The sequence below is a fragment of the Polynucleobacter sp. AP-Latsch-80-C2 genome, assembly GCF_018882185.1.
In the GTDB taxonomy this organism is placed as follows: Bacteria; Pseudomonadota; Gammaproteobacteria; order Burkholderiales; family Burkholderiaceae; genus Polynucleobacter.
The window spans coordinates 13,173-33,099 of record NZ_JACVOY010000001.1 but is presented as its reverse complement, the minus strand read 5'-3'; the positions used below and the strand labels follow the sequence as shown (position 1 = coordinate 33,099).

Sequence of the window (19,927 nt, the reverse complement as noted above, 5' to 3'; positions counted from 1 at the left end):
ACACCCAAATTGATATCGCAGCACTAAAGAATTACTTTTTAGGACTGCAGGATCGCATTACTAGCGCAATGAGTGCGCTTGATGGTAAAACCTTTGTTGCCGATGAATGGCACAAACCTGAGGATAGCAAGCTTAAGGGATATGGCCGCACCTGCATCTTGGATAGCGGCAATATTTTAGAAAAAGGTGGCGTAGGCTTCTCGCATGTTCGCGGTGATCAAATGCCACCCTCCGCTTCTCACCATCGACCAGAAGTTGCTGGTCGTAGCTTTGAAGCCATGGGTGTGTCCTTGGTGTTTCACCCAAACAATCCCAAAGTTCCTACTACCCATATGAACGTGCGCTGCTTTATTGCACAGGCTCCGGGCAAGGAGCCAGTCTGGTGGTTTGGGGGTGGCTTTGACCTTACACCCTACTATGGTGTGGATGAAGATTGTAGGCACTTTCATCAAACCGCTAAAGATGCATTAGATCCTTTTGGCGAGGAGCTCTATCCCCGCTTTAAAAAATGGTGTGATGAGTATTTTTATTTAAAGCATCGTGAGGAGCCACGCGGTATCGGCGGTGTATTTTTTGATGACTTTAATGAACTCGGTTTTGAGCAGAGCTTTGCCATGACGCGCGCGATTGGGGATGCTTTCATTGATGCTTACCTCCCGATTGTCCAGCGTCGCTATCAAGATAGCTTCACTCCAGAAGAAAAAGCCTTCCAAGAATATCGTCGTGGTCGTTATGTGGAATACAACCTCATCTTTGATAGAGGCACAATCTTTGGCTTGCACTCAGGCGGGCGCACTGAATCCATTTTGATGTCAATGCCACCGGTAGTTCAGTGGTGGTACAACTGGCAACCCAAGCCCGGCACCCCCGAGGCTAAGCTGTATGACTACTATTTAAAACCACGCGATTGGTTAGCTTGAGCGTTGTGAAAAAAATCGGCATCCTAGGGGGCACTTTTGATCCGCCCCACATTGGTCACTTAAAACTTGCAAGCCATTTTGCAAAAGTGTTGCAATTAGATGAGCTCCTACTCATTCCAAGTGGAGAGCCTTGGCAAAAAGGCACCGGAATTACTCCTGCAGAAATTCGTTTACAGCTGACTGAAGCTGCTGGGGTTGATCTAGCCAGAGCATTTTTATATTTGAAGATTGCGACACAGATTGGGGTTGATCGTCTTGAAATCGATCGAGCCGGGCCAAGTTATGCCATTGATACCGCTCTAGCACTTCGTGAGCGTTATGGATCTAACGCAAGTCTGACCTGGCTCATGGGTGCCGATTCACTGATTCAGCTACCCACTTGGAATTCATGGGAGAAGTTGCTAGATTATGTGAACTTTGCTGTAGCAAGTAGACCAAACCATGACCTAGGGACAGCATTGAGCCCTGCCATTACACAATTACTGCAGGCACACCAAACTTTAGAGCCTGCCGCCCTTGAAAATAAGCCATCTGGCCTCATCTATATCGATGAAAGCCTAGCGATCGATCTATCCTCAACCGAACTTCGGTCGCAGCTAAAAGCGTCCTCCGGGAATACCGCTCTATCCGATCAGATTCCATCCCATACGCTGCAAATCATTACAAATCTGGGCTTGTATCAATAATCAAGCTAAGATCACCCTAAATACAAAAAATATTACTGAGAAACCATGGACTTACGAAAATTACAACGCGTCATTATTGATGCCCTAGAAGATGTTAAGGCGCAAGATATTCGCGTGTACGACACCACTAAATTAAGTGAATTATTTGATCGCGTCATCATTGCGACCGGCTCTAGTAATCGCCAAACACGTTCATTAGCGATGTCCGTCAAAGAAGAAGTCAATGCCAAAGGTGGCGAAGTGATTTCGGTTGAAGGACTTGAGACTGGTGAATGGGTACTGGTAGATTGTGGGGACGTAGTTGTCCACATCTTGCAACCGATGCTACGTTCCTACTATCAACTAGAAGGCATGTGGGGTGCTAAGCCTGTCCGTGTGAAATTGGCTGGCGAAAAAGGGCTTGTTAAAGCTAGCGAACCAGACGACGACGAATAAGTCGTCCTGCACTTCAGTCACAGCATTTATCAATGCGCTTAACCATTGTTTCGGTTGGTCACAAGATGCCAGATTGGGTTGCTACGGCAACCCATGACTACGTCAAACGCATGCCTGCCGATTGCAGTATTGATATCAAAGAAATTAAACCAGACCTGACGCCCGCTAAGGAAGCCGTCAAAATTGCTGCCGCTATTCCGAAGGGATCTAGAGTTATTGCCCTAGATGAGCGCGGTAAAGATCAAAGCACCCAAAATCTAGCGACTCAATTAGCCAACTGGCGCCAAGAGGGGTTTGATATTACCTTTCTGATTGGTGGTGCAGATGGACTCGATAACAGTCTTAAGGAAAACGCCCAGGCTATGTGGCGACTATCGAGCCTCACACTACCGCATGCCATGGCCAGAGTCTTATTAGTTGAGCAACTCTATCGCGCTTGGACCATTTTGCAAGGCCACCCCTACCATCGTGAGTAACACTTATATCTACCTCGCTTCGCAAAGCCCGCGCCGCCAAGAGCTGTTAAAACAAATTGGGGTGCGCTTTGAAATGCTAGCCCCCAATCCAGGCGAGGATAGCGAAAGTATCGAAACCCCTTTGCCACAAGAAAAAGCCCGCGCCTATGTAGAGCGTGTGACGATGGCAAAAAGTATTGCTGCCTTGGCTCGCTGGAAAACGAAGCATCTACCATGGGCACCTATTTTGTGTGCCGACACTACCGTTAGTCTTCCCAATAGCCTCGAAGGAGAAATCTTAGGCAAACCTAGCGATGCTGCAGATGCTGCCCGTATTCTCAATATGCTCAGCGGTCAGACCCATGAAGTACTCACCGCAGTAGCCATCACACTCAGCCCAACAGAACAGCCAACTTGCTTGGTGCAAGTCTCTGAAGTGCAATTTGCCACTCTCAGCCCGATACAAATTGAAGCGTATATCGCTAGCGGCGAACCCTTCGGTAAGGCCGGCGCTTATGGCATCCAAGGATTAGGGGGCGCTTTCATCCCCTCGATTCGGGGTAGTTATAGCGGTATCATGGGATTACCGTTATTTGAAACCATCCAATTACTCGATCTCGCCCAAGTTACCCGCATATGAACGAAGAGATTCTCATCAACATTACTCCGCAAGAAACGCGTGTCGCCTTAATTCAGCAAGGCGCCGTTCAAGAGCTACAAATTGAACGCACCCGTCAACGCGGCATTGTGGGCAACATCTATTTAGCAAAAGTAGTACGTGTTTTACCTGGCATGCAATCGGCCTTTATTGAAATTGGTCTGGAGCGCACTGCTTTTATGCACGTCGCCGATATCACCCAGAACAATCCTAGCGCTCAGATTGAAAAATTACTCTTTGAAGGACAAACTGTTTTAGTACAAGTATTAAAAGATCCTTTAGGAACTAAAGGCGCACGACTCACCACTCAACTGAGCATTGCTGGTCGTAATCTTGTGTATCTACCGCCTGCTGGCAGCGATACCGCTACCGAAAAATATATTGGCGTGTCTCAGCGCATTGATCAACCGGAAGAACGCGAAGCCATTAAGGCGCGCCTTGCGGGATTGATGGCAGCCGATGAAAAAGGCGGGATTATTGTTCGCACGAGTGCACAAGATGCCTCAGATACAGAGCTGCAACACGATATGCACTACCTTCGCACCACCTGGGAAAACATTCGCGAGGCCATGAATCACCACCCCGCCCCGAGCCTGCTCTATCAAGATCTGAGCTTGGCAGAACGGGTATTGCGTGATGTAGCAGGTGAAGAGACTACCCAAATTCGCGTGGACTCTGCAGAGAATTTTGACAAGCTTAAGGGCTTTGCTCATCTCTACATGCCCAATTTATTAGGCAAACTCACATTGCACCGAGGCGAACGCGCACTCTTTGATTTATTTGATGTCGATGCAGAAATCAATAAAGCCTTAGGGCGGAGAGTGGATCTCAAGTCTGGCGGCTATCTCATGATTGACCAAACAGAATCGATGACGACTATCGATGTCAATACTGGCAGCTACGTTGGCGCCCGTAATTTAGATGACACCGTCTTTAAAACGAATCTAGAGGCAGCTCAAGCCATTGCTCGTCAGTTGCGATTACGCAATCTAGGCGGAATTATCATCATTGACTTCATCGACATGATTAGCAAAGATCATCAAGAATCTGTCTTGCATGAACTCAATCGCAATCTGGAGAGAGATCATGCACGTACATCCGTAAGTGATTTTTCAACCCTGGGTTTGGTAGAAATGACGCGTAAGCGTACCCGAGAATCTTTGGCCCACATTACCTGTGAGCCCTGCTCCACCTGTATGGGCAAGGGCGAAGTTAAAACTGCACAAACCATTTGTTATGAAATTTTGCGCGAGATCGTGCGCGAGCATCGTCAATTTAATCCGCGTGAATTCCGGATCGTGGCAGCGCCCGATGTGATTGATCTCTTTCTCGAAGAAGAGAATCAATTCTTAGCGCAACTGGGTGACTTTATCGGCAAGCCGATTACGCTCCAGGCAGAAGGTAGCTTCCGCCAAGAGCAATACGATATTGTTCTGAGCTAATTGCTCTTAGAGCGTCTCTGTTTAGCCGTTTGAAAACTGAATGCGGTGCAAGCTGGCATAAAGGCCATCTTTTCCGATGAGCTCCTCATGCGAGCCATTTTCAATAATCTGACCATGCTCCAACACAACAATACGGCTAGCATGTTCAATCGTAGATAAACGGTGCGCAATCACTAGCGTGGTTCTGCCAGCCATCAAACGGTCTAGCGCATCCTGAACCTGACGCTCTGATTCTGAATCCAGCGCTGATGTAGCCTCATCTAAGATCAAAATCGGCGCATTTTTGTAGATCGCCCTAGCAATCGCTAAGCGTTGACGTTGACCGCCTGAGAGGCGATTACCGTTATCTCCTACCAGGGAATCAATTCCTTCAGGAAGTTCGCTAATAAGAGCGCTTAAATTAGCCGCTTCCAATGCTTTCATGACGCGATCACGGTCAATGCCTTTTTCATCAAAAGCACCATAGGCAACGTTCGCGGCAATACTGTCATTAAAGAGCACGACGTCTTGGCTCACAAAAGCAATCTGCCTTCTAACATCAGCCAGCACAATATCTTCCAGCGGCATGTCATCTAAATAGATATGGCCAGAAGTAGGCTTAAAGAAGCGCGGCAATAAATTTACCAAAGTGGATTTACCGCCACCAGATGGTCCAACAAAGGCAACTACTTCACCCGGTGCAATATTGAGATTAATGCCCCGTAAGGCATCTTGGCGCCCTGCTTCTTGCTGATAGGAAAAGCCTACATCCTCAAAGCGAATACCGCCTTTCGCCTTATTTAAGGATTTCATATTGAGCTTACGGTCATCGTCTTCTTCAAAAGGTTGATCCATCAGCGAGAAAATCATTTCTGCAGCAGTCAGACCACGCTGCAAAGGTTGATTGATATCCGCCAAATGTTTTAAGGGAGAAATCACCAACATCATGGCAGTGATAAAGGCGGCAAAGCCACCAACGGTAGTGCCTTGGGTGGCAGACTGCATCAAGGCAATCACCAGGACGACTGATAAGGCGACTGATGCGATTAATTGGGTAATCGGTTGATTCAGGCCACCTGCCACAGCAGACTTAATTGCAAATTGGCGTAGACGATGGGCCTTTTCCATAAAGCGCTGCATCTCATAAGACTCTGCACCATGCACTTTGACAATCTTGTGACCCGCTACTGACTCTTCGACGATATACGCCAACTCACTGGTTAATGTCTGCTGCTCACGATTGAGTGCGCGCAAGCGACGATTGATCTTGCTCATGATGAAAGCAATGATGGGGAAAATAATTAAGACAAGCAGCGTGAGTTGCCAGTTCAAATAAATCAGGTAGCCAATTAATCCGATCACAGTCAAAGAATCTCTAACTAAGCTAATTAACATTCCACCCATGATGGTCAAAATATTGTTCACCTCAAAGACGACAGCATTGATTAAATGGGAGGCAGAATTTTGTTGGAAGAAAATGGTCCGTGCCCGCAAAAGAGTATGGAACATTTGTTCACGTAATTTAAGGAGAACTGAATTGATGACCCGGGTCAGCAAATAGTTTGAGAAAAATTGCGCCAAGCTGCGGATCACCGCCAAACCCACCAAGAAAACCGGAACCTGCCAAAGCTTGTTATTGAGCTCCCCTGTAAAACCTCTATCTAGCAATGGCTTCATGAGAGCCGGAATGGATGTTTCAGAGCCAGCCACAATTGCCATAGCCAATAATGAGCCAATAATCAGCCCAATATGGGGTTTGAGGTACTGAATTAGGCGATTTAGGGTAGTACGGTCTTGAGCATTCATATAATGAATTATGCCCACCTTATCAGTCATACTCATCACTCGCAATGAAGAGTCCAATTTGGACGATTGTCTGGCCTCCCTGGAGGGGATTGCCCAGCAGATTGTGGTGGTGGACTCCAATAGTAGGGATCGGACCCTAGAGATCGCCACTAAGCATGGCGCACTGCTGGCTTACCCAGCGGATTGGCCTGGTTTTGGACCCCAAAAGAACCGTGCCTTAGATTTGGCAACCGGCGACTGGGTTCTCTCCCTGGACGCCGATGAACGACTTACCCCAGCGCTCAGATCCGAAATCTTGACCGCCATTCACCATTCGGCCCATGTGGACTGCTTTGCTATCCCCCGTCTGTCTTGGTACTGCGGACGCTTTATTCGCCACTCGGGCTGGAGCCCGGATTATGTAGACCGATTATTTAGACGCGGGACCGCCCGTTTCTCAGATGACTTAGTGCATGAGCGACTGATCCCTAATGGTCAAGTCGCCAAACTTGAAAATCCCATGTTGCATTACAGCTTCATGAACTACGCGCAAGTACTCGATAAGCTCAACCGCTATTCCACAGCTTCCGCAGAACAGGCTTTTGCTAAAGGTAAAACCAGTAGCCCATTCAAAGCAGTTCTTCATGGCATGTGGGCTTTTGTACGCACCTATGTTTTGCGCGCAGGATTTTTAGACGGCCCCCAAGGATTTGCTTTGGCAATCTCCAATGGTCAAGGCACCTATTATCGTTACATGAAATTGTGGCAACTCCATCAGGATGCCCGCAAATGATTTCGGTTTTATTGGCTACCTATAACTGGCCACAAGCACTCAAGCTCTGTCTAGAATCGCTTGCTACTCAAACCGATACCGATTTTGAAATCATCATTGCCGATGATGGCTCCACTTCAGAAACTAAAAATCTGATTGAGCACATTAAACAAACTCATCCCATCTCCATCCACCATCTCTGGCAAGAAGACCAGGGCTTTCGTAAAACCGCCATTCTCAATCAAGCAATTGCCGCAGCGCATGGTGACTACTTAGTCTTTTTAGATGGTGATTGCATTGTGCAGCCTGATTTTGTGGCGCGACACCGAGCGCTGTCCCAAAAGGGTTATCTCGTGAGCGGTAGCCGCGTCCTTTTAGATGAAAGCCTGACCACCCAATTGCTTACATGGCCAAGCTGGAGCTTCAAACGTTTTGCAGAAAAATTACTCAGCTATCGCCTTAGTGGCGGCATCAATAAATATTGGCCCCTGAAAATCAAACTGGGCAATGGCTCCTGGCGTGATTACCAAAAGTTTGTATGGCGACGTATTAAAGGTTGCAATATGGCTTGCTGGAAAGCCGATGCTGAGGCTATCCATGGCTTTGATGAAAGCATGACTGGCTGGGGTCATGAGGATGCTGATTTTGTCTTTCGTTTGCAGCGCCATCACATTAAACGCAAATCTGGCTCTTGGTCTACTGAAGTCTTACATCTCTTTCATCAGATTCATGATCAAACCAATGCCGCTGAAAATGCGCGTCGAGTCCGCGCCATGATTCAAGCGAAAGCAATGTAATTGCCATGACGACATTCTCATCCCTCAAACCTAAAAAAGTATTGTTCATTGCCACCCGGCAAATTGGGGATGTTCTTGTCACCACCCCCTTAATTAGCAAAGCCCGTGAACTCTGGCCCGATGCGGAATTTCACTTTTTAGGTTACCGCGGCAAGCTCGATATGCTCAAGGGCAATCCGGATATTGCGCAGATTATTGAAACCTCCGATCGACCCGGTTTTGCAGAATACCTTTCCCTCTTTAATCGCTTATTTCAGCGCTACGACCTGGCGATCGTGACACAACCTAGCGATCGCGCCTACATATATGGCTTGGTCGCCGCATTGAGGCGGGTAGGTGTTTTAGGTGGTCATCCCCAGGGTAAGGATGGCAAAGAAAACAGTAAGACTGAAAAGCAAAATGCCTGGAAGAAGTTCATTTCTATGCATAACGTAACGGTAGATTATTTTGCCCAACACGTCATTGCAGAAAAATTACGCTTACTAGAAGTATTCTTCAAAAATCCTAGCGAACTATTTGCTAAACCTATTTCTGTCACACCTCCTGAAGGTGAACCCTTAACACCAGTAATCGCCGGGCAACTCAATCAACCCTACGCCGTTCTTCATCCAGGACCACTTACCGCTTACAAACGTTGGCCACTGGCTTACTGGCAACAACTGATTGAGTGGCTCGTTAAGCAAGGTCTACAAGTAGTCCTGAGCGCATCTCCTGCCAAGCAAGATTTACAACTCAATCACGACATTTTGTCGCTACTCAATGAGCAGACTCGGAACAGTGTGATTGATACTGCCGGTAAGTTATCTATTCCACAGGCGGGCACTCTCTTACGTAGCGCTGCCCTCTATATTGGCGTTGATACTTCAATCACCCACTTAGCCGCTGCCTGCAATACCCCTACGATTACTCTATTTGGGGCAACACCACCGACCAATTTTGGCCCTTGGCCAAATGGTTTTATTGGAGAGCAGCCCTACCAATTACGCGCCCGCTCTCAAACCGTTGGTAATGTCACCATCCTACAAGGTCCTGGTGAGTGTGTTCCCTGCCGTAAAGCGGGTTGCGATGATCGCGCCGATAGTCGTAGTGAGTGCTTAGACTTACTTGAACCTAGCCAGGTAATTACAGCTGTAGGGCAAGCGCTCCAAAAATAATAATGCTACGCTAGCCATCTAACAGGCGGGCTCCGAAGACTCATACTCATTACCTTTGGGTGATAGAAGTTATCGATTCCCTATGAGGCAAGAATATCCTTAGTTAGTATTATTTGTGGGCTGACTCATGTTTATTGGAGGGTTACCACCAGCGCTAGAACTAGGACTAACACCTGAATTGCTAGATGGAGCATTAACAGTTCCAGTCACTGTGGCGCCAGTTACAGTGTTGCCTGCATTCAAAGCTGGAGCGCTACTAGCACTCATAGTTGGAGAAGGGGTTAGGGAGTTAGATGAATTCTCACCAGGGGTGGTCGTGGGGAGCGGTAAAAAACCAGAGGAATTTATTGTCGAACTTGAGCGGCCAGTTAAATTTTCTGAAGGGCTCCCGCCCTTTTGTGCCGAATCCACATGAACCGTATTTACTTGGGTTTTCATAGACTGCGCTACAGAGCCTGAGGCTTGCCTGAGCTGGCTTGATAATTGCCGCTCTTGCTGAGCTCCTTGTTGGCCAGCTTGCTTTGCTTGCTGAGCTCCTTGTTCGGCTCCTTGTTCAGCAATTGCTACTTGTCCGCTCGCTTGTTCAATACCATTTACAGCTGCCCCTGGGAGAATTGCTTGTTCAATACCATTTGCTACACCTGACCCTTGGAGAATTAACGGCGCTTGTAGATTAGGTTGCGGAACTCTGGGAGACTCAGATAGCTTAGAAGTTGCAGGATCTAGAATTGGTGGAGGAGGTGCATACAATCCATTTACTTGCCGGTCGCCAATCTGCACAGGTTGCGGGACCACAGGATCCAGAATTTGTTTACCCACAACCGGTTTAGGAATTGGGATTAATCCGTTTACAGGCTGAGCACCTTGTTCTATACTTTTTATTGGTTCTTGTTGAATGTTTTGGTCTATGCTTTTTATTTGTTCTTGCTGAGCGCCTTGTTCTATACTTTTCTCTTGCTCGCTTCCTTGTTCTATGCCCTTCGCTCCTTGTTCTATGACCGTCGCCACCACTGCCTTTTGCATAACTAACAGCGGCTGTACTAACAGCGGCTGTGGAATAGGTTGCGGGGCTACAGGATCCAGCATTGGCCTCTCTTTCAAGGGCTGAGAAAAAGCGTTTAATGCGATAACACTAGTTGTTACGAATATGATTGCAGGTATTTTTTTCATGCGAGACTTTATTAATTATTATTTTGGTATTTTGGAAGTAGAGTTTGATGTAGGATTAAAATAATTTTCGAAATAAGCGGGACTCAGATTTCCTTTCAAAAATACCATTCCCTGTAATTGACTTTTCGTTATATTTGAGGCGAATGGAGCCCTTGTTTCTATGGCCTTTCTATTCCCATGATTTAATACCGAGTCCCGATTAACCATTTTTAAATAGCCAGAATTTCGATCCCCTAACTGGGGTGCTTGGATGATGGCATTTGATGCGACTGTATTCAATAAGAATCTTGCTTGATTCGCACCCGGATTCATAGCTGAATACTCATCCACTTTAGAACCCGCTACATTTTGTGAAATGCCTAGGGCAGCATTAATGGAAAGTTTACCCTGGTGTTGGGCATTAATCTGCTCGGAAGTGGGGCCCTCAGGACCTATCACCGGTGGAGCGGCTGCTAATACTTCAGTACCCACTAGCAGTAAAAGGGTTATTAACGGTTTCATATTTTTGGAGCGCTGTAATTACCTGTTTGATGCCAAACATTAATCAATGCCTTGACATGGTTGGTTTGTGCATCAATTAAAGAACCCTCTTTATCTCGAATTGCCATAACCCCCTTAGAGGAAGATTGGTCAGAAACCTTAGAAGCGATGCTAAAAGCTTCATTCGCTTGAGCGAGAATAGATTTGGCTGATTCGTATTGCAATAATGCTTGCATTACCTGAACTTCAATCTGCGCCTTTAAATCCTTTATCTGCAGTTCAAGACCAACCCTTTGATTAGAAGCCTGCACTATGTCTGCGTTCTGTAAATAGTTATTTACTGGAATAGGTATTAATAGCCCTGCTGATATTCCATTTTGCGGAGTATAGGTAAACCCACTCGAATTATATTGCGGTGTAGTGGTATAGGAAACTAAAGGTTGGACATCCCAATTCCGATTAGCCTTAACCATATTGATATTTTTTTCTGCCGAATTCATTGCTGCATTTAGTATCAAAATGTCGGTTCTGTTAATCAATGCTTGATTAACAAGTTGAATTGGGTCAAAGTCTTACGGAGGGATGTTTAATTTCCCAATAGGCAGCGGGAGATTACTCAAGGAGCCGCCGGAGTAATTTAATAGAGCTAATGCGGTGAACTGCAAATCTTTGGCGTAGGCGCTTTCGTAATACTTTAAGAACTGAGAAGAATCTTTTGTTTGGGCATTCTGAGGTAATGAAGCGATCTTTTTTGCAGCAACAGCATAAGAATTAAAGAGTAAACGATTTCTTAACGCATCGATGTAACTTAAGGTGGCTACTGTCTGAATATCTGCCTCAGTCGCCTGATACTCTGCTTCACTTCGCCCCATTTCAGCCTCCCCAAACTCCGATCGAGCCGCCCTCTTTCCCCAGCCTTCAAGATAAACTTAACCCCATAGGTGTTAGAGGCTGGTGTTGTATACGGGGAATATGGAACTTGCTGATAGTAATCTCCTTTGAAATAACTTACGCTTGGCCTAAACTGATAAATCGCAAGAGATTCTTTAATTGCTGCTGCCGTTTCTTTTGCAAGTCTCTTATTACCAATAAGCGCATTGCTTTCCTTAACAACCTGAAGATATTGCGTTAATGAAATAGGCGCATATTCTCGAAGGTTATTTACTGAGGTTTGAGCCATAGAAAGAGTCGCAAACAGCAAGCTCGTTAGAAAACCTAGCTGATGAAATAAAGATCTTTCCATGAATCAACTTTTTATATAAAAATGAGAGATAAATGCATTATTGTCTATGCCCAGCTATTCAACATATTAATTTTTCTGATTAGCAAAAAAAATAAGGGTAAGTACTGCGGCTTTTATCTAGACATAAGATTTACTGCTCCGAAAAATTACGCCCTCGAACAAGTCTTAAAGGTATTGAACCTGAACAGGATTGTTTTGCTTAGATGTCAAGATCTGATTCAAGCTATGCAAACAAGCATCGTCTGGATAAATCCGCAACTCTTCCGGGAACTGCATTAAACAGGCGCCGCCACTGGTGGTGACTGCTGCAGTAAGCATTAAGCCTTTAACAGAATCATTCGATCCAGGAACTGGGGCAGCGGCGGGACCTAACTTTGGATCTCGGATGCGATTGGTCATGAGATAAGGTCCGATTTGAGATCTGAGCATCTTCAAGTCGGTAGCTGTATCAATGCAGACATGAACATTGCGGGCAAAACGCATCCTTGCACCCGTGATATCCATCACTGCCTCAGAAACAATTCGCATACCGCCTGAGAATTTATCTGGTGTGACATTTACCTTGGTAACCAATAACTCATCTTCTTTTAACCAAGAACGATTGGGTTCATAGACTTCACTGTAGAGCGTGACTTCTAGCGCTGCAGTACCGTCGTCAATAGTGGCAATCATCATACGGCCACGTTGCCCCGTTAACATGCGTGCCGAAGTAATAATGCCCGCAATCAGCTGATCTTTGCCTTCAGAAATCTTAGACAGTGGCTGACGAATAAAGTGTGAGGTTTCATCACGATAGGCATCAAACATATGGCCCGTTAAGCACAGACCTAGTGAAGTCTTTTCTTCTTGCAGGCGTTTTTTCTCAGACCAGATCGGCTCACGCACTAATTCTGGAAGATGGCGATTCTCTTCTCCATCAACTTCAAACAAACTAACTTGATGAATCGATGCTTCTGCTTGCTCGGCTGCTTCAATCGCTCTTGCCAATGAAGCGAGCAAGGTAGAGCGAATGTCATAGAGATTACCGCCAGCAGGAACGCTGTCGCGATAGAGGCTATCAAAAGCACCTGCACGCATCAACGCTTCAATCGCACGACGATTGACTTGCCGGCGATCAACTCGTGCACAAAAATCAAATAAATCTTTAAAAGGTCCGCCTGCTTCACGTGCTTTGACGATCGACTCAATCGCGGCTTCACCAGTACCCCTTACTGCGCCAAGCCCATAACGAATATGGCTAATCGGAGAATCTGGCGCCGCATCTGGAGCCCGTAGAGGTGTGAATACGTAGACACCATTATTAATGTCTGGTGAGAACACCCGGATTTGATTTGCCAAGCAATCGTCATACAGAATCTTCACCTTATCGGTGTCATCCATGGCGAGCGATAAGTTGGCCGCCATAAATTCAGCGGGGTAATACGCTTTTAGCCAGGCTGTTTGGTAAGCCAAAAGTGCATATGCTGCTGCATGGGATTTGTTAAATCCATACCCAGCAAAACGCTCCATCAAGTCATAGATCTCGTTTGCTTTAACTTCGGTAATACCGCCCGCTTTGGCGCCATCACTAAAAATCTTACGGTGCTGGGCCATTTCTTCTGGCTTTTTCTTACCCATTGCACGACGCAACATATCAGCGCCACCCAATGAGTAGCCACCAATCATCTGCGCCATCTGCATCACCTGCTCTTGATACACCATGATGCCGTAGGTTTCGCGTAGAACGGGCTCAATACGCGGATCTGGATACTCTACCTTTTGGCGGCCATGCTTACGCTCAATAAAGTCTGGGATCAAATCCATTGGACCGGGACGATACAGCGCCACGAGCGCAATAATGTCCTCAAAGCGGTCAGGCTTTGCTTCCCGAAGCATACCTTGCATACCGCGACTTTCTAGCTGGAAGACTGCAACGGTATTAGCTTTCTTTAGTACATCAAAAGCTTTTTCATCATCGAGCTGAATCTCGCTAATGCTCCAATCTTTACGATCGGCATGCAAGGTTTTGATCCAGCGTTCAGCCGCAGCCAAAATCGTCAGCGTTGTCAAACCCAAGAAGTCGAACTTCACCAAACCAATGGCTTCGACGTCATCTTTATCGAACTGGCTAATGACGGAGCTACTATCCTGATCTTTGGTTTCTTGAGTGTAGAGTGGGCAGAAATCGGTCAATCGTCCGGGTGCAATTAATACACCACCAGCGTGCATACCGACATTTCGAGTCATTCCTTCCAATTGCTCTGCTAGAGACAGCAATTGGCGAACTTCATCCTCATTTTTTTCGCGCTCTGCTAACTGCTTCTCTTCCTTCTTCGCCAAATCGATAGTCATGTATTGACCAGGCTTATTTGGAACCAATTTGGCGATGCCATCAACGAAGTTGTAGCCCTGCTCTAGAACACGACCCACGTCACGAATCGCCGCTCTGGCAGCCATTGTTCCAAAGGTGGCAATCTGACTCACCGCATCCTTGCCGTACTTGTCCTTCACGTACTGAATGACGCGATCACGGCCATGCTGGCAGAAGTCAATATCGAAGTCGGGCATCGACACCCGCTCAGGATTTAAGAAACGCTCAAAGAGCAAGTTGTAACGTAAGGGGTCAAGGTCGGTAATACCGAGTGAGTAAGCCACTAAAGAACCCGCTCCAGATCCACGACCTGGCCCAACCGGCACGCCGTTATTTTTAGCCCAGTTAATGAAGTCGGCCACGATCAGGAAGTAACCTGGAAAGCCCATTTGAGAAATCGTTTTGACCTCAAACACCAATCGATCGTGATAACGCTGCTGTTCTTTAGCGCGCTCTTCTGGATCGGGAAAGTTGCGTTCCATATGACGCGCCAAGCCAATCTCCGATTGCGCCAATAAATAGTCATCCAAGGTAACGCCTTTAGGCGTTGGAAAATCTGGCAGACGCGGTTGACCCAGCACTAAAGAGAGATTACAACGCTTGGCAATTTCAACTGAGTTAGCCAAAGCCACTGGTAAATCAGCAAAACGCTTTTCCATCTCCTCTTGCGAGAGGAAATACTGCTCATCATTAAATTTCTTTTGGCGGCGTGGATTGCCGAGCAATTCACCTTCGGCAATACAGACTCGCGCCTCATGAGCAATAAAGTCGCTCTTTTGCATAAACTGCACGGGATGGGTGGCAACTACCGGCAAATCCAACTCGGCAGCCAAGTGGCAAGCTAACTGCAAGTGCTGCTCATCCTGGGGATGGCCACCACGTTGCACTTCAATATAAAAAGATTTTGGAAAGAGTTTTTCCAGGCGCTTGGCTGCCTGCCTGGCTTGATCTTCTTGACTACCCAATAAAGCCACACCAACTTCGCCATTACGTCCAGCTGAGAGTGCAATCAAACCATAAGCAAGCGTGCGTTTAGCAGCTTTATCTTCTGCCTTGGCAGCAGGCTCACTAAACCAGGACATATCGACTTCAGCCCGGCCACGGGTTTGGTTGTCTAAAGAGGCTCTACTGAGCAACTGACACAGATTGAGATAACCAGAATGGTTTTGTACCAATAGCAATAAGCGGAAAGGCTGATCGGGATCTTGAGGGTTGCTGACCCAAACATCTGCGCCAGCGATCGGTTTAATGCCGCCAGAACGAGCGGCAGTATAAAAACGGACCAAACCAAATAAATTACTTAAATCGGTCAGGGCTAACGCGCCCATCTCATCCTTGACGGCTGCAGCGACGGCATCGTCAATGCGCACGACTCCATCCGTAATCGAAAACTCGGAATGAATGCGAAGATGTACAAAACGGGGTGAAGCCATGAGATGATTTTAGCTGTGTCCAAGCTCAAAAACCCCTCTTCCCAACCAGTCGGCTACCGCGGGCGGTTTGCCCCTTCTCCGACCGGGCCACTCCATGCGGGATCGTTGGCGGCAGCCCTCGGAAGCTGGCTAGATGCCCAAAAAAATGGCGGTCAATGGCTCCTTAGAATCGAGGATTTAGATACCCCCCGCTGTGTTCCTGGGGCCGACCAGCAAATTCAGGGGCAATTGGCTGCTTGCGGCCTTCATTGGGATGAGGAGATTACCTGGCAATCCCGGCGGCAGGAAGGCTATCAAGCGGCTTTAGAGCGTCTGAATAGCCTGCAATTACTGTACCCCTGCACCTGCTCAAGGCAAATCATTGCAAACACCTTAGCGCAGCAAGGAATCAATACGCCACGCAATCAAGAGATGGTTTACCCAGGCACCTGTCGACCTGAGAAATTAACAAGCTACACAACTGACGAACTGAACGGCAATAAAGCTGCCTGGCGAATTGCCCTGCCTCAACATTCTGAAATCACCTTTGAAGATTTAGCACTTGGCGCCCAGCAACAAAACCTCAACCAACAAGTAGGTGACTTTGTTCTTAAACGCAGCGATGGTTTATTTACGTATCAACTAGCGGTAGTCGTCGATGATGCTCTGCAAGGCATCACACACATTGTGCGGGGCGAAGATTTACTCAGCAACACCGGCAGACAAATCCATTTGCAAAACGTATTGGAATTTAAGACTCCGCATTATCGACATTTGCCATTGGTCTTAGATGAATATGGCGAGAAATTAAGTAAACAAACTCTAGCTACGCAAATTCAGACACAGACTGATGCGCAAGCCCATGCAGAATTACGCAAAGCAGCAAAACATTTGGGATTGAGAGATTTACCTGATGGTGAGAACATCACCATTGCTGAGTGGCTTCATGCCGCCACTCAAGCTTGGGGAACGTAATTACCTTTAAGGGGTAATTACTTCAATTTCTTATTTTTTCTTAAAGCCGCCAAGCAAGGCACCCACTGCAGGCTTAGCAGGAACGATACCCACTTTTTTAGCCTCAGGCGTTGCAGATGCCGAATTCGCATTCACATCAGCAACTTTAACTACAGTTGGTTCATAAGGCTTATAGAAAAATGGGTCAGACATTTTTCCTGGCGCAGATGTACTTGATGAACTTCTACTAGAAGAAGAACTTCCTGAGCTTCCACCACTGACTTCAGGCAAAGGCTTCACATCCAACTTACGCTTCATCAGTTTTTCAATATCGTCGAGCAAGCGCTTTTCACTGGCATCCACCAATGCAATCGCATCACCCTTACTACCAGCACGACCCGTTCTACCAATACGGTGAATAAAGTCTTCAGCGTTATATGGCAATTCGTGATTAATCACACAAGGCATATCCGGAATATCGAGTCCGCGAGCAGCCACATCGGTTGCTACCAACGCTTCAATCGCACCAGATTTAAATGCCTCTAAAGTCAAAGTACGCTCACCCTGGCTCTTATCTCCATGAATTGCGCCAGCTTTAATACCATCACGCTCTAAGGCGCGGGATAACTTGGCACAACCTAAGCGGCTATTGGTAAAGATGATGCACTGACGTGATAAACCTTGACGTGTGCGATTTTCTAGAACCTTGACGATAGCGCGCTGCTTATCGCTTGATGACACCATATGCACTACTTGTTTCACGGTATCTGCGGCGGCATTTTGGCGAGCCACTTCCACCGTTACTGGAGTGCGTAAATAACTTTGTGCGAGCTTTTTAATCTCTGGCGAGAAAGTCGCAGAAAACAATAGCGTCTGTCTTTGTGCGGGAATCAAATCAATGATGCGCTGTAAGTCAGGTAAGAAGCCCATGTCGAGCATGCGGTCTGCTTCATCCAGCACTAGCAACTCTACTTGAGACAAATTCGCGACTTTAGAACCAATGTGGTCTAACAAGCGACCTGGAGTAGCAATCAAAATCTCAACGCCATTGCGCAGCAAAGCGACTTGCTCTTTCATATCCACGCCGCCATAGACAACAGCTGTGCGTAAATCAGTGTGCTTGGAATAACTGGCCGCATTCTCAGCAACCTGCACTGCCAACTCACGCGTTGGCGTTAATACCAGAGCACGAATCGGATGACGTGCAGGCGAGGCGCTATTGCTGGCATGGCGCAGGATCTTTTGAATGATCGGTAGTACAAAGGCGGCAGTTTTGCCGGTACCTGTTTGTGCCGCGCCCATCAAGTCGCTACCGAGCAATACATGCGGAATCGCTTGTGCTTGAATGGGCGTAGGGATGGTGTATCCCTGCTCAGAAACCGCTTTTTGAATCAGTGGATCTAAACCAAAGTCAGCAAACGTAATTGTTGCTGCAGGAGTGTCAATAGGGGCAGCGGATTCGCCAGCCCCTGTAGAGGAAGTTATTTCAGTATCAGTATTTATCAAGGTAACTTACAGAATGGCTGCAATGCCGGCCTTAGCAGTGGCAGCATCCTCAGCCGATTTAACGCCGGAAACGCCGACTGCGCCGATGGTAAAACCATTTACCTCGATATTGACGCCACCCTCTAACATGCCTGATACGTGCGGGGCAGATAAGAAAGCGTGACGACCGCCATTAATAATTTCTTCGTAAACGCGAGTTTCACGTTTACCCATTGCAGCAGTACGCGCCTTTTCTTGAGCAATGTAAGCAGACAATGGAGCACAACCATCGCGACGAATCAAACCTAACATGTGACCGCCTTCATCACAAACAGCAATCGTGACTGCCCAATTGTTTTCTGCTGCGTGCTTGTTTGCCGCATCCAAAATCTTTTGTGCATCTGCTTGTGTCAAATAAGGTTTAGTAGCTAACATGGGTAATCTTTCTATCTCGAATGTAGTTCAGTGAATGCAATATAAGTGCATGAATTATAAGGGGTATAGGGGCGCTAGCCTGGCCAGCGCCTTATTTTAAGTACTCCTGAGCAGCCACAACGCCGCTTTCCTTGGGTTTGTAGCCCATAGAACCTAGGCTCATCTCCACCCCGCTCAGAGCGGCCATCAGACTCAATTCGTTGCAATCGCCCAAATGGCCGATACGGAAAATCTTGCCTTTGAGTTTGCCAAGTCCTGTGCCCAATGAGAGGTTAAATTTCTCCAATGCATGCTTACGCAATACATCGGCATCCAAACCTTCTGGAACGACAGCGGCAGTCAACACTGGTGAATACGCATTAGCATCTTGGCATTGGTTTTCTAGACCCCAAGCTGCTACTGCACGACGACATGCTTCAGCCAAACGTTGATGACGCGCAAAAATATTATCCAGACCTTCATTCATCATCATGTCCATCGCTTCATGTAAACCATACATGAGGTTGGTACTTGGAGTCGTTGGCCAATAGCCATTCTTATTCATTTCCAAAATTTCATCCCAAGCCCAGTAGGATTTCGGAAATTTATTGTGCTTGCTTGCTTCAATCGCTTTTGGAGAGATTGCATTAAAGCCAATTCCTGGTGGCAACATCAAGCCTTTTTGTGATCCAGAAATCGTTATATCAGCGCCCCACTTATCGTGCTCATAATCCGCTGAGCCCAAGCCAGATACGCTATCTACGAGCATCAGCGCTGGATGTTTTGCAGCATCAATCGCTTTACGCACAGCCAAGATATTCGAAGTCATGCCAGTAGAGGTTTCGTTATGCACGACGCAAACGGCTTTGATTTCGTGTTGCGTATCTTTACGCAAACGCTCTTCAATGACAGAGGCATCTACACCCCAACGCCAAGTGTCGTGACCTGCTTTACCAACAACTTCAACATCCAAGCCAAGTCTTTTGGCGAGTGCACGCCATAAGTTTGCAAACTGTCCTGTTTCATAAAACAATACTTTGTCGCCAGGATTGAGGACATTCACTAAAGCAGCCTCCCAGGCGCCCGTGCCGGATGCGGAATAAATCATCACTGGCTGCTCAGTCTTAAATATCTTTTTGATCCCATATAAAACCTGGAGGCCAAACTGACCAAACTCTGGCCCACGATGATCAATCGTTTGATAGCTGATAGAGCGCAAGACGCGTGATGGCACCGGACTAGGTCCAGGGATATGTAAAAAGTGACGCCCTGATGGGTGGTTATCGAGTTTCAGCATGTTTTGTCTCACTGAGGTTTTAGTTAATAGTGCCAGTAG

General features: G+C 46.9%; 18 protein-coding genes and 1 pseudogene. 10 read left to right on the top strand and 9 right to left on the bottom strand.

Annotated features, from left to right (window positions below; genetic code table 11):
* Positions 1-8: 8 nt before the first annotated feature.
* From hemF to rng, 6 genes and pseudogenes are all read left to right on the top strand, one after another.
* Complete coding sequence (hemF, locus tag ICN47_RS00170; RefSeq protein ID WP_216218266.1) at positions 9-920, top strand: oxygen-dependent coproporphyrinogen oxidase; 912 nt, start codon at positions 9-11, stop codon at positions 918-920.
* A 5-nt stretch (positions 921-925) separates the two neighbouring features.
* The gene (locus tag ICN47_RS00165; RefSeq protein ID WP_370626239.1) at positions 926-1,606 is read left to right on the top strand and encodes a nicotinate-nucleotide adenylyltransferase; all 681 of its coding nucleotides are present in this window, start codon (positions 926-928) and stop codon (positions 1,604-1,606) included.
* A gap of 45 nt (positions 1,607-1,651) precedes the next feature.
* Positions 1,652-2,038, top strand: a pseudogene (gene rsfS, locus ICN47_RS00160) (ribosome silencing factor); the annotation flags it as partial.
* A gap of 35 nt (positions 2,039-2,073) precedes the next feature.
* Positions 2,074-2,517 (top strand): 23S rRNA (pseudouridine(1915)-N(3))-methyltransferase RlmH, encoded by a 444-nt coding sequence (gene rlmH / locus ICN47_RS00155; RefSeq protein ID WP_216217910.1) that lies wholly within the window; start codon positions 2,074-2,076, stop codon positions 2,515-2,517.
* Positions 2,510-3,136 (top strand): Maf family nucleotide pyrophosphatase, encoded by a 627-nt coding sequence (locus tag ICN47_RS00150; RefSeq protein WP_216217909.1) that lies wholly within the window; start codon positions 2,510-2,512, stop codon positions 3,134-3,136. The genes rlmH and ICN47_RS00150 overlap by 8 nt, the downstream gene beginning before the upstream one ends.
* Positions 3,133-4,596 (top strand): ribonuclease G, encoded by a 1,464-nt coding sequence (gene rng / locus ICN47_RS00145; protein WP_216217908.1) that lies wholly within the window; start codon positions 3,133-3,135, stop codon positions 4,594-4,596. The genes ICN47_RS00150 and rng overlap by 4 nt, the downstream gene beginning before the upstream one ends.
* A gap of 21 nt (positions 4,597-4,617) precedes the next feature.
* Here rng and msbA read toward each other — a convergent pair whose 3' ends face one another.
* Complete coding sequence (gene msbA, locus ICN47_RS00140) at positions 4,618-6,381, bottom strand: lipid A export permease/ATP-binding protein MsbA (RefSeq protein WP_216217907.1); 1,764 nt, start codon at positions 6,379-6,381, stop codon at positions 4,618-4,620.
* A 10-nt stretch (positions 6,382-6,391) separates the two neighbouring features.
* Here msbA and ICN47_RS00135 point away from each other — a divergent pair, with 10 nt between their 5' ends.
* The 3 genes from ICN47_RS00135 to ICN47_RS00125 are packed head-to-tail and all read left to right on the top strand — an operon-like array spanning position 6,392 to position 9,083.
* Positions 6,392-7,153 (top strand): glycosyltransferase family 2 protein, encoded by a 762-nt coding sequence (locus ICN47_RS00135; protein WP_216217906.1) that lies wholly within the window; start codon positions 6,392-6,394, stop codon positions 7,151-7,153.
* A complete protein-coding gene (locus ICN47_RS00130; RefSeq protein ID WP_216217905.1) occupies positions 7,150-7,929 on the top strand; it encodes a glycosyltransferase family 2 protein in 780 nt (259 codons plus the stop codon). Before ICN47_RS00135 ends, ICN47_RS00130 begins: the two co-directional genes overlap by 4 nt.
* Positions 7,930-7,934: 5 nt before the next feature.
* Positions 7,935-9,083, top strand: coding sequence for a glycosyltransferase family 9 protein (locus ICN47_RS00125; RefSeq protein ID WP_216217904.1), 1,149 nt, complete (start codon positions 7,935-7,937; stop codon positions 9,081-9,083).
* Between the two features lie 99 nt (positions 9,084-9,182).
* Here the strand turns inward: ICN47_RS00125 and ICN47_RS00120 are convergent, their stop codons facing one another.
* The 5 genes from ICN47_RS00120 to dnaE all read right to left on the bottom strand — a co-directional run bounded on the left by ICN47_RS00120 (position 9,183) and on the right by dnaE (position 15,759).
* Positions 9,183-10,253: a hypothetical protein gene (locus ICN47_RS00120; RefSeq protein WP_216217903.1), complete on the bottom strand. Its 1,071-nt coding sequence runs from the start codon at positions 10,251-10,253 to the stop codon at positions 9,183-9,185.
* 18 nt (positions 10,254-10,271) lie between these two features.
* The gene (locus tag ICN47_RS00115) at positions 10,272-10,754 is read right to left on the bottom strand and encodes a hypothetical protein (protein WP_216217902.1); all 483 of its coding nucleotides are present in this window, start codon (positions 10,752-10,754) and stop codon (positions 10,272-10,274) included.
* Positions 10,751-11,293, bottom strand: coding sequence for a TolC family protein (locus ICN47_RS00110; protein ID WP_370626238.1), 543 nt, complete (start codon positions 11,291-11,293; stop codon positions 10,751-10,753). Before ICN47_RS00110 ends, ICN47_RS00115 begins: the two co-directional genes overlap by 4 nt.
* A gap of 12 nt (positions 11,294-11,305) precedes the next feature.
* Positions 11,306-11,605 (bottom strand): hypothetical protein, encoded by a 300-nt coding sequence (locus tag ICN47_RS00105; protein ID WP_216217900.1) that lies wholly within the window; start codon positions 11,603-11,605, stop codon positions 11,306-11,308.
* Positions 11,606-12,141: 536 nt separating this feature from the next.
* The gene (gene dnaE, locus ICN47_RS00100) at positions 12,142-15,759 is read right to left on the bottom strand and encodes a DNA polymerase III subunit alpha (RefSeq protein WP_216217899.1); all 3,618 of its coding nucleotides are present in this window, start codon (positions 15,757-15,759) and stop codon (positions 12,142-12,144) included.
* 3 nt (positions 15,760-15,762) lie between these two features.
* On the opposite strand from dnaE, the gene gluQRS reads away from it, so the two are divergent.
* Positions 15,763-16,713 (top strand): tRNA glutamyl-Q(34) synthetase GluQRS, encoded by a 951-nt coding sequence (gluQRS, locus tag ICN47_RS00095; protein ID WP_216217898.1) that lies wholly within the window; start codon positions 15,763-15,765, stop codon positions 16,711-16,713.
* 30 nt (positions 16,714-16,743) lie between these two features.
* On the opposite strand, the gene ICN47_RS00090 is transcribed toward gluQRS, so the two are convergent.
* The 3 genes from ICN47_RS00090 to ICN47_RS00080 all read right to left on the bottom strand — a co-directional run bounded on the left by ICN47_RS00090 (position 16,744) and on the right by ICN47_RS00080 (position 19,888).
* Positions 16,744-18,198, bottom strand: coding sequence for a DEAD/DEAH box helicase (locus ICN47_RS00090; RefSeq protein ID WP_216217897.1), 1,455 nt, complete (start codon positions 18,196-18,198; stop codon positions 16,744-16,746).
* 6 nt (positions 18,199-18,204) lie between these two features.
* Positions 18,205-18,612 (bottom strand): heme-binding protein, encoded by a 408-nt coding sequence (locus ICN47_RS00085; RefSeq protein ID WP_216217896.1) that lies wholly within the window; start codon positions 18,610-18,612, stop codon positions 18,205-18,207.
* 91 nt (positions 18,613-18,703) lie between these two features.
* Complete coding sequence (locus ICN47_RS00080; protein ID WP_216217895.1) at positions 18,704-19,888, bottom strand: alanine--glyoxylate aminotransferase family protein; 1,185 nt, start codon at positions 19,886-19,888, stop codon at positions 18,704-18,706.
* Positions 19,889-19,927: the final 39 nt, after the last annotated feature.

What these genes read in the sequence shown, in the direction of transcription:
- ICN47_RS00120 (WP_216217903.1), bottom strand. Translation starts at nt 10,253, where the DNA reads ATGAAAAAAATACCTGCAATCATATTCGTAACAACTAGTGTTATCGCA.
- ICN47_RS00085 (WP_216217896.1), bottom strand. Translation starts at nt 18,612, where the DNA reads ATGTTAGCTACTAAACCTTATTTGACACAAGCAGATGCACAAAAGATT.
- ICN47_RS00105 (WP_216217900.1), bottom strand. Translation starts at nt 11,605, where the DNA reads ATGGGGCGAAGTGAAGCAGAGTATCAGGCGACTGAGGCAGATATTCAG.
- dnaE (WP_216217899.1), bottom strand. Translation starts at nt 15,759, where the DNA reads ATGGCTTCACCCCGTTTTGTACATCTTCGCATTCATTCCGAGTTTTCG.
- ICN47_RS00125 (WP_216217904.1), top strand. Translation starts at nt 7,935, where the DNA reads ATGACGACATTCTCATCCCTCAAACCTAAAAAAGTATTGTTCATTGCC.
- rng (WP_216217908.1), top strand. Translation starts at nt 3,133, where the DNA reads ATGAACGAAGAGATTCTCATCAACATTACTCCGCAAGAAACGCGTGTC.
- rlmH (WP_216217910.1), top strand. Translation starts at nt 2,074, where the DNA reads ATGCGCTTAACCATTGTTTCGGTTGGTCACAAGATGCCAGATTGGGTT.
- ICN47_RS00135 (WP_216217906.1), top strand. Translation starts at nt 6,392, where the DNA reads ATGCCCACCTTATCAGTCATACTCATCACTCGCAATGAAGAGTCCAAT.
- ICN47_RS00115 (WP_216217902.1), bottom strand. Translation starts at nt 10,754, where the DNA reads ATGAAACCGTTAATAACCCTTTTACTGCTAGTGGGTACTGAAGTATTA.
- ICN47_RS00080 (WP_216217895.1), bottom strand. Translation starts at nt 19,888, where the DNA reads ATGCTGAAACTCGATAACCACCCATCAGGGCGTCACTTTTTACATATC.
- msbA (WP_216217907.1), bottom strand. Translation starts at nt 6,381, where the DNA reads ATGAATGCTCAAGACCGTACTACCCTAAATCGCCTAATTCAGTACCTC.
- gluQRS (WP_216217898.1), top strand. Translation starts at nt 15,763, where the DNA reads ATGATTTTAGCTGTGTCCAAGCTCAAAAACCCCTCTTCCCAACCAGTC.
- ICN47_RS00130 (WP_216217905.1), top strand. Translation starts at nt 7,150, where the DNA reads ATGATTTCGGTTTTATTGGCTACCTATAACTGGCCACAAGCACTCAAG.